General features: G+C 67.9%; 6 protein-coding genes and 2 pseudogenes. 5 read left to right on the top strand and 3 right to left on the bottom strand.

Annotated elements, in window-relative coordinates:
• The 3 genes and pseudogenes from CLV37_RS26260 to CLV37_RS26250 form a co-directional block, all read right to left on the bottom strand.
• Positions 1-290, bottom strand: a pseudogene (locus CLV37_RS26260) (L-rhamnose isomerase); the annotation flags it as partial.
• A 112-nt stretch (positions 291-402) separates the two neighbouring features.
• The gene (locus tag CLV37_RS26255; RefSeq protein ID WP_106215692.1) at positions 403-1,068 is read right to left on the bottom strand and encodes a TetR/AcrR family transcriptional regulator; all 666 of its coding nucleotides are present in this window, start codon (positions 1,066-1,068) and stop codon (positions 403-405) included.
• A 154-nt stretch (positions 1,069-1,222) separates the two neighbouring features.
• The gene (locus CLV37_RS26250) at positions 1,223-2,542 is read right to left on the bottom strand and encodes an MFS transporter (protein WP_170127528.1); all 1,320 of its coding nucleotides are present in this window, start codon (positions 2,540-2,542) and stop codon (positions 1,223-1,225) included.
• Between the two features lie 370 nt (positions 2,543-2,912).
• Between CLV37_RS26250 and CLV37_RS26245 the strand changes: the two genes are divergently transcribed.
• From CLV37_RS26245 to CLV37_RS28710, 5 genes and pseudogenes are all read left to right on the top strand, one after another.
• Positions 2,913-5,495, top strand: coding sequence for a family 78 glycoside hydrolase catalytic domain (locus CLV37_RS26245; RefSeq protein WP_170127527.1), 2,583 nt, complete (start codon positions 2,913-2,915; stop codon positions 5,493-5,495).
• Positions 5,492-6,133, top strand: coding sequence for a quercetin 2,3-dioxygenase (locus tag CLV37_RS26240; RefSeq protein ID WP_106215690.1), 642 nt, complete (start codon positions 5,492-5,494; stop codon positions 6,131-6,133). The genes CLV37_RS26245 and CLV37_RS26240 overlap by 4 nt, the downstream gene beginning before the upstream one ends.
• Positions 6,134-6,261: 128 nt before the next feature.
• Complete coding sequence (locus CLV37_RS26235) at positions 6,262-7,107, top strand: alpha/beta hydrolase (protein WP_170127526.1); 846 nt, start codon at positions 6,262-6,264, stop codon at positions 7,105-7,107.
• Positions 7,108-7,244: 137 nt separating this feature from the next.
• Positions 7,245-8,828: a glycoside hydrolase family 43 protein gene (locus tag CLV37_RS26230; RefSeq protein WP_106215688.1), complete on the top strand. Its 1,584-nt coding sequence runs from the start codon at positions 7,245-7,247 to the stop codon at positions 8,826-8,828.
• A 516-nt stretch (positions 8,829-9,344) separates the two neighbouring features.
• A pseudogene (locus tag CLV37_RS28710) lies at positions 9,345-9,620 on the top strand (hypothetical protein); the annotation flags it as partial.

Below are 9,620 nucleotides of genomic sequence, written 5' to 3'. Positions count from 1 at the left end.
GCGTTGACCATGCCGATCGTGACGCCCAGGTCGGCGGCGTGGGCGGCGAGCTTGCCGTAGTCCTCCACCAGGTCCCACGGGATGTGCAGCGAGACCCGCGGGGCGATGCCGGTGTACCGGTGCACCTGAGCGGCGTCGGAGACCTTCTCGAACGGGTCGCGGGGGGTGCCGGGGGTGCCGAACACCTTGAAGCGGGTGCCGGAGTTGCCGAACGCCCAGCTGGGGAGTTCGATCGTCTGCTGGCGCAGTGCGGCGAGGGCGTGAGTGCGTTGGGCCTCGGTAGCGTCCATGTCGTGCTCCTGTTCGTGGTGGTGCGAGGCAACGGCAAGGCTCTTCTTGACACGTTTCAAGGACGGTCAAGCGGGATGGAATTGTGCAGGCGACGCGCCGGGGTGGTAGGCCTCAGGCGCCGGTCGTGGACCGGCTGGATCCGTGGAGAACGTTGAGGGGGAGATCGGTGTACTGCTGGAGCTGCTCAGTGACGGCCGCCACCAGGTCGACCTCGTCCGGGGCCAGCAGCCAGTGCTGGTTCAGACCCTCACGCATCGAGGCGATGTGGACAGCGGCCAGGGGGATGCCTCCGGCGGGGCCGGTGTAGTGACCCCGACGTTCGAGGTCTTCCAGTGCTGCGGTGACCGCTTCTCGTACCCGGGCGTACCACTGGCGGAAGTACCCGTGTGCGGGGTGGGTAGGGGTGAGCGCCTCGGCCCCGACCACGCAGTAGAAGCGCGTGCGCTCGGGGTCTCGCGCATCCCGTTCAGCCAGCGCCACGAGGCCTCGTAGGAAGGACTCACCCTGACGGGGATCGAGCATGGCGTCCACGGCTGCGCGTTCCAGGTCGCGGTCCAGAACCGCCTCCAGCAGTGCCGCCTTGTCCGGAAAGTGGTGCAGCAGGCCTGTGTGCGACAGGGCGACCCGGCCGGCGATGTCCCGCATCGACGTCGCGTGGTAGCCGGCTTCGGCGAAGGCGGTCATGGCGGCGTCCAGGATCTGCTCGCGCCGCTCGGCGGTCGCAATCGCCTGGCGGTTGCTGCGACGACGGACCGGAACGTCATCGGTCAAGGGCACGGCATCTCCTGGTGGTAGGGCGAGGCGTCACTCTAAGCCTCCGCGCGGCGGCGGGGGGCATTGGCATTGCTCGTAGTGGTCGGGAGACGACGTGGTGTGCTTTCCCCGCCGTCTCCCTCCCGGAGGATCGCGCGGCGCGGCTACCGAACCATGTCTAGCGCACCATGCGGATCGGCGCGATGAGCACAGCTCCCAGCAGCCCCGCGACGGCACCGGCCAGGAAGAGCGCGCCGAAGTTCTGGGGTGAACTGGCCGAGGCACCGAGCGCCAGCAGGGCAGGAGCCACCGCGGGGACGACGATGTTCGGCAGGGAGCTGGCCAGGTTCATGATGCCCAGGTCCTTGGCAGGGTTATTCGGGTCGGGCAGCACCTGCGTGATCAGGGCGAAGTCCACGGCCAGGTAGACCCCTTGACCGATACCCATCACGGCGACCGCCACGAGGAAGCCGTTGAAGGTCGAGGCCGTAGCCACCAGGGCCAGGCCTACGGCGAAGATGAGGGCAGCAGCCACGACGAAGGGCTTGCGACGACCGATCCGGTCGGACAGCTTGCCCATGGTCATGGCGAACAGCAGCGCGGTCAGGCCCGAGACCAAACTGGCCAGGAAGATCTTCCCCGCCACCTCGGTGGGGGGGATGTGCAGTCCCATGATCAGGTAGATGGCCTGGTAGGCGTTGACGGCGGCGATGCTGCAGAAGACCGCGAAGCGGCTACCGAAGGCCAGTGCGTAGCTGGTGTGGCGACGCGGGTTCACCCAGAACGTTCCGAAGACCTCCGAGAGAACCAGTGCCGGGCGCTCCTGCGAGGGCAACGGCCGGTCGCGCAGGACGACGGCGAACACCAGGAGGGTGAGGACCGCCAAAGCGGTAGGAGCCAAGATCATGGCCGGCAGTGAGGGGGAGAGCAGACTGCCCAACCCCAGACCGATGAGGGCGCCTGCGGTCCCGGCCACGCCGAAGACGGCCGAAGCGATTCCTCGCCGTTCAGGAGCCAGCTGCTCGGGAATACTGGCCCCCAAGGCCGCCTGCGCGCTGATCTGACCCATGGTCATCAGGACCCAGCCGATGCTCAGCATCCAGACCGACATGGCCTGCAGCACCAGGACAGACCCCACCGCCATGAACACGGCGCCCAGGACGACATAGGGACGTCGTCGGCCCCACCGCATCGTCGTACGGTCGCTCAACCGTCCGAAGATCGGATTGGCGATCAAGGCCACCGCGCCGGCCACACCGCTGGCGACCGAGATGAGGGTCGTCGCTCGGCCGCCGGCGATCGACTCGGCCTTCAAGGGCAAGGTCAGGATCGCTACCGACAAGACCGAAGACATCACCGCGATCGAGGCCGCGGCGAGGGCGATGAGGTAGCCGCGCCCGGCCCCTGCTGCAGGGTGGCCGCCTCGGGGGTCCTCGGAGTTGGTGGGAGGTGCGTCTGCGGTAGCGCCCGCGGTGAGCGCACCCGTCGCCGGCGGCACCGGACTCGTGGCGGGTCTCGGAGTGCTCCTACCGGGGGAGTTGGAGGGGGAGGTGCCGGGTGTGGAGGTGCCTGGAGTGGTCGTCATGACGAGCGCCTTCGCTGTCGGGAGGCTTCAGCACTGAGCCTGCGGTGGGACAGACCGTAGCACTCGAACCGTACAGCTGTTAAGTGTTAGATTGACGCTCGTTAGGTCATGCGGTGTTGCTCGACGTCGTCGAAGGGGACGAGCCATGGATCTCGGAATGCTTCATTCGCCGCTGGAGCGCGTACCGCGCCCTTCAGGCCCGCGGGCCAGCAGAAGTCAGCCCGTCCCCCCCGCCAGGCGACCTCCGACAGCCGTGCAGCCGGGACCGTCGCCCCGTGCAGCGTTGGCCGGAGCCCGGTGGATCTCCCCCGCCGAGCTCTCGCCAGCGCCGGCCGGGGAGCGGCCGGCCTACCTGCTGCAGACCTCATTCAGCACCGACGGCACGCTCAGGACCCAGGCCCGAGCAGACATTCGGACCACGATCCATGCGACGGCGCACGGCATCTACGAACTCTTCCTCAACGGCGTCCGTGTCGGTGACGAGGAACTCACCCCGGGATTCACCGCCTACCGCTCTCGACTGCAGGTCCACAGCTGGGACATCACCGACAACCTGCGGCCGGGCACCAACACCGTGACCATCCTGCTCTCGGACGGCTGGTTCCGCGGCCGGCACGGTTTCGAACGACGGGCTGACGGGTTCGGACATCGGGTCGGCGCGATCGCCGCCGTCCGTCGGACGTCGACCACAGACGCCAATGATGACCAGTCCGACGGACAGGTCGAGACAACCGACGTCTCGGCCGGCGAACTGATCGTCGGCACTGGCGAGCAGTGGCGGTGGCGTCTGAGCCACATCACCCGCGCGGACCTCATGGACGGTCAGGCCGAGGACCACTGCCTGTTCGACCCCCAGTGGTTCACCGGCGGGGGACAGGGGTGGCAGCCGGTAGAGCTGCTGCACGATGCACTGACCGAGGACCGCGACCGTCTGGTCCCGGCTGCTGACCCTGCCGTCCGCCGTCAGCGTCGTCTGACGCCGGTCGCCATTACCAGTCCCCGTCCGGGTACGTTTGTCGTCGACTTCGGGCAGAACATCAACGGTTGGGTTCACCTAGGAGCGCTGGGCGCGTTCGGCCCTGTAGGCACGACACTGCGTCTGACCTACGGCGAGAGCCTCGATCCGGCCGGGCTGCTGACGATGGAGCACCTGCGCTCGTTCCACTTCGCCACGGGTCAGCTGTTGCCCGCCGGTCAGGTCGACAGTGTCGTGACCGGACCTGATCCCGAAGCCGCCTTCGAACCCCGGCACACCACGCACGGGTTCCGCTACCTGCAGGTCGACGGTGTGGATCTGCAGCAGTGGGTAAGTCCGCACGCGTCAAGCGCTGACGACGACAACGACAACCATGAGGACAGGGAGAATAGGCCCGTCGCCGAACCTGTCGCGCGACTGTCACGCCTGATCCGATCAACCGTCCACGCCGTCTTCGTCCACAGCGACCTCAGTCGCGCCGGCGAGTTCAGCTGCAGCGATCCACGCCTGGAACAGCTGCATGAAGTCGTCCGTTGGAGTCTGCTGGGAAACGCCTGCGCCATCCCCACCGACTGCCCCCAACGAGAGCGGTCCGGGTTCACTGGGGACTGGCAGGTCTTCGTAGGCACCGCCACCCTCTTGCAGGACGTCAAGGCGTTCTCCGAGCGGTGGCTGCTGGACCTCGCAGCCGACCAGTGGCCCGACGGACGCGTTCCCACGGTCGTCCCCAACCCCTCTGGCAGCGGTCCCTCCGGCAACGAGTTCGAGGACCAGGCGACAGGATCGGCCGGCTGGGGCGACGCTGCCGTCATCGTCCCGTGGGAGTTGTTTCGAGCCTACGGGGACCTGAACGCGCTGCGCCGTAGCCTGCCGAGCGCCGTCGCGTGGGTCACCTACGCCGCCGCGCAGGCTGCTGCGAAGCGACACCCCGACCGGGCCACCAGTCGCCCGGAACCGGCCGAGCACGAGCGGTACCTGTGGGACACCGGCTTCCACTTCGGGGAGTGGCTGGAGCCGGGGGTGGCGCCCAACCCCGACGCCAGCGTGGACCACGGGATCGTGGCGACCGCCTACCTGAGCCGATCGGCCGAGCTCACCGCTCGCATGGCCGGCCTGGTCGATGACGAGGAGACCGCTCGCTGGGCGCGAGAGGTGGCCGAGCACGCCCGCGAGGCGTGGCAGCGTGAATACATCGGCGCTGACGGGTTCCTCACCCAGGAGTCGCAGGCGAACTACGTCCGCGCACTGGCCTTCGATCTCGTGCCCGCGGAGGGGCGGGCGGCGGTGGCAAAGCGGTTGGCCGAACTTGTGGCCGCTGCTGGTGACCGCCTCGGAACCGGTTTCCTCTCGACGGGTATGTTGCTGCCCACCCTGGCCGATGCTGGGTACCCGGACTTGGCTCACCGGGTGCTCACCAGCGACGGCAACCCGTCCTGGTTGGGGATGCTCACGGCGGGGGCCACCACGGTGTGGGAGTGGTGGGATGGCGTCGACGCCGACGGCGCCGCCCGCGGCTCACTGAACCACTACAGCAAGGGTGCCGTCGCCTCCTTCCTGCACACCCACGTCACCGGGATTCGTTTACCGGAGGACCCGCAAGCCGACGAAGCGGGATACCGAACGGTGCAGATCCGTCCGGTCCCCGGCCCCACGCTGACCCGGGCACACAGCGCCCTGCAGACAGCCGCCGGGCCTTTGGTGGTGGCCTGGCAACGCGATGCGACCACGTTCACACTCGACCTGGACCTGCCCGCCGCCACGACCGCAGAGGTTGACCTGCCGGACGGAACACGGCGGGAGGTCGCCGGTGGTACCCACCGGTTCACCTGCCCGGTCCCGGCGGCGCAAGCGCCGCAGCTGAGCACAATTCATCGAGGAGACCGGGCGTGACCTACGAGTACCTGAGTGGCCCTGACGGTGGACCCGCCTGGTCCGGAGTCCTACCCGGCGCCCCCCGCCCGTACTTCTTGTCCCGGGGGGAAGGGGAGCACGCCAACCTCTTCGGGGACCTGTTCACCCTCCTGGTCAGCGGGGAGGAGTCCGAAGGAGGTTTCGGTGTCTTCACCAGCCTGTGCCCCAGTGGAGAACTCATCCCCACCCACTCCCACGGCCGGACTCACGAGGTCTTCTACGTCCTCGAGGGTGCCGTCCGGTTGCACGTCCAAGACGCGGACGGTCATCAGTCTTCGCGCGTCCTGCGCACGGGGGACTTCGGGTTCGTCCCGGCCGGTCTGCCCCACGCCTACCAGGTGATGCAGGCGGCCCGTCTGCTCGGCGTCGTGAGTGGCGGCTTCGAACGGTTCCCCCAGCGCATGGGGACTCCCACCGACTCCCTGGAACCGCAACCTCCCTTCGTTCCGGAGATTGCTCACCTGCTCTCGGCTGCGAAGGAACTTGACCTCGAACTCCACCCCGGCTTCACCTGGGACACCCCCCAGGGGCTCGACAATCATGCCGATCATGCTGACCGCGCCGATCAAGCTGACTACACCGCGCGCGCTGACACTTCAAGGGTGGAGGGGGACTGATGACCTCTGCCCCCACTGATACCCAACACCACGACCCTCGGTCGCTGCCCCGGCCACCGCACCCGTCTGCATGGCCGGTGCCAGCGCCGGTGCTGCGGGGGGAGGGGCCGTCGTCGCGCTGTCGAGTGGTGTCCGGTGTCGTCTACGCCACACCACCGGGGATCCGGGGGCTTGAACTAGACCTGTACCTCCCGGCGGACGACGTCTGCCCGCCCGTCGTCGTGTTCCTGCACGGCGGCGGGTGGAGAGCGGGAGATCGTCGCTGGGCGGGTGATGTCCAGGCCGGTGACCTCTTCGCCGCCCTTCTAGACGCCGGGATCGCCGTCGTCAGCGTCGACTACCGACTCTCCTCCGAGGCCCACTGGCCAGCGCCGCTGGTCGACGTCCTGGCCGCTATCACCTATCTGCAGTCGCGGGCCGAGGACCTCGGAGTGGACGTCACCCGTCTCGGGTTGTGGGGTGAGTCGGCCGGAGGTCACCTGGCACTCCTGGCCGCAGTGGGGGCAAGCGCGGGCGACCCCGACCAGCAACTCCGACGGGCCGTCACCGGACCTGTCCTTTCCTGGTACGCCCCAACAGACCTCACTACCTGTGCGGGGGATCTCGGTCACCCCGTGACTGATGCGGACTCGCGTGAGTCTCAGCTGCTTGGCCACCCCGTCACCGAACGGGTCGAGCGCGTTCGAGAAGCGAGCCCTGCCCTGCAGGTGTCGGCCCCCTTCGTGGAAGGGCGCCCGTTCCTGCTCCTGCACGGCGCGGACGATTCTTTCGTCGCCCCGCGGCAGTCCCAACGGATGAGAGACGCTCTGCACTCGGCGGGAGCTCAGGTCGACCTGCGATTGCTTCACGGCGCTGGCCACGTGTGGACGGGCTCGGACACCGCACGGCAGGAGGCCTTCGAAGCAACGACGACGTTCTTCAGCCGCTGGCTCCTCCACCCCGCCGACGGAGACACAACAACCTGCGATCGCTGAGCCCCAACCCCTCCCCTGAACGGTGGGTCCTCCACCGAGGGACAAAGGCACGAACGACGAGAAGCGCGGCTTCACCCTTCAGACGTTGATCCGCCTGACTTCATCGCCCACCCGCTACCGACCCTCAGAGGACTGACATGAATGCTCACACCAGCTCCGACACCGGCTACCGCAACCCCGTGGTGCGGGGCGTGAGCCCCGACCCCTCTGTCGTGCGGGTCGGCGACGACTACTACCTGGCCAACTCCACTTTCGACCTGATGCCGGGCGTGACCATCCGTCACTCCACCGACCTGCTCAACTGGCGGACGATCGGTCACGCCATCACCCGCCCCGAGCAGTATCGGCGGGACAGTCAGGACGGTCCGGTGGTGCTCTTCGCTCCCACCCTTCGCCACCACGACGGGGTCTTCTACCTGGCGTGTACCAACGCGGTCCGGGGCCAGGGAAATTTCATCGTGCGCACCACGGACCCGACTGGTGAATGGTCCGATGCTTTGTGGATCGACGACGAGGGTTTTGACCCCTCACTGTTTCGCGACCACGACGGAATCTGGTATTACACCCGCCGCACCCTGCAGTTCGGTCCCGAGGGCCTGGGGCCGTTGGTACAGGCGACCATTGACCTCGAGACGGGGCAACTCGGTCCGCTGCGTGAGATCACCGCCCCCCACGGCTTCAGCAGCAACGACATCGAAGGCCCACACCTCTTCACCCGGGACGGCTGGTACTACCTCTGTTCGGCCGAAGGCGGGAGCTGGAAGGGGCACATGCAGACCATCGCCCGTTCCCGTTCGGTGTGGGGGCCCTTCGAGCCCGCCCCGCACAACCCGATCCTCACTCACCGACACCGCGTGGCTCACCCCATCCAGACCCTTGGCCACGCCGAACTGGTCGATGCCCCCGACGGCTCCGCGTGGGCCCTGGCCCTGGGTACCCGTCACCCGCGCATGGCCCAGCACCACGCGCTGGGTCGGGAGACCTTCCTGCTGCCAGTGCGCTGGGAGAACGGCTGGCCCTATGTCGGCGACGGAGGGACCACCGAACTGCACGTCGAGGGAACACGTCCACCCAGCGGACCCGCCGCAGCTCGCGAGGTACCCGACACCCTCTGGAGCCGGGGCTGGAAGACTATTGGAGCTCCAGCCGCGGGTCTGGACGCTGCTGCCACCGACGCTCGGATCGAGATGCCGGTCGGTCGTGATCCCCGCACCAGCGGTCCTGGCCCGGTGGGGGCACTGCTGCTGCCCCAGACGGAATACGACCAGCGTCTCAGTGTCACGTTGGCTGATCTGCAGCCCGGTAGCATCGCAGGCGTCGCCGCCTACGCCGACCGGCAGCACTGCTACGCCCTGACGGTCGCCGTCGACGCCACCGGGGACCGCACGGCCAGCCTGTCTCGCACCGTAGATGATTTCAACACGTTGGAGACTGTGCTGTTGCCGTCTGAAGGCGTGCTCACGCTCAGCGTCGATGCGCACGAAACCAGCTACACCTTTGTCGTGCGGGCCGGTCACCAGAAGAGTCACGAGTTCGCCGGACTCGGAGCTCGCCTGCTCTCGGCCGAGACCGCCCAGTGGTTCACCAACGTGAGCTTCGCTCTGCTGGCTCTCGAGGCTCCAAAGCAAGAGACAGGTGAAAGAGGAGTCACCATCACGTTCGCCGATGTCACGGTGGTAGATCTCGAGCCCGGACGGCCCGCCTCGCCGGTACCGTTCTAATCTAAAGACGCAGCCAGGAATGCGCACACCGCCTGGAAACCGTTCTCAAGGAGGTTTGCGTGATCGGGCGTTCATCGGTACCGCATCCTGCGGCTGACGACGCTCACCCAGTGGGGCAGGGGGTCGGCGTTCACAATGACAGCCGCGTTGTCCGGCGCCACGGTGATGTGGACGCCAGCACGGGTACGGCCCCGTCAGTGAGCGTGGAGGTTCTCTGCGTCTGATCACGAGTACCGAGGAACCGTCTTGCGTCAGAAACTCGAAGGATCAGTCCTGCAATTAACCGTCCGCCGCGGGCGCCCGCTCTGGCGCTCGGCGGGGTGACGGCACCGTTGCGTCGTTGCAAAGGGGTCTCTTGAGGTCAGGCGGTCGCGTCGTGGATCCTCGACCCAGGAGGCGGCCGCCGCGGCAGGCGTGTCGAGACGGTCTGGTCGGCGCTGGTTCGTGCAACGTGGCGGGGTGATGCCCGCCGCGCCCGCCGTCCTCATCGCCGGCCCGCCGACGCTGCGCTCGGGCCAGTCGCTGTTCGTGCAGGCCCGCGGCGGGCTGCAGCGGGAGCTGGTCAAGCATCTGCGCACCGGGCTCAGCATGCGCAAGCCACGCCGGCGCGAAGGTGAGCGGCGCGGACAGATCCCGGGCATGGTCAACATCAGCGAACGTCCCGCTGAGGTCGAAGACCGCGCCGTCGCGGGGCACTGGACGGACTCAACCGGTCGTCGCAACACCTCGATCGTGGAGGCGTTGAATGGTGTGGGGCAGTCGACAGCAGCAGCGGGTACGGGCCTACCGGGG

This window comes from Kineococcus rhizosphaerae, from assembly GCF_003002055.1.
GTDB lineage: Bacteria > Actinomycetota > Actinomycetes > Actinomycetales > Kineococcaceae > Kineococcus > Kineococcus rhizosphaerae.
The sequence above is the reverse complement of the archived record's forward strand: the minus strand, read 5'-3'. Positions and strand labels throughout refer to the sequence as shown.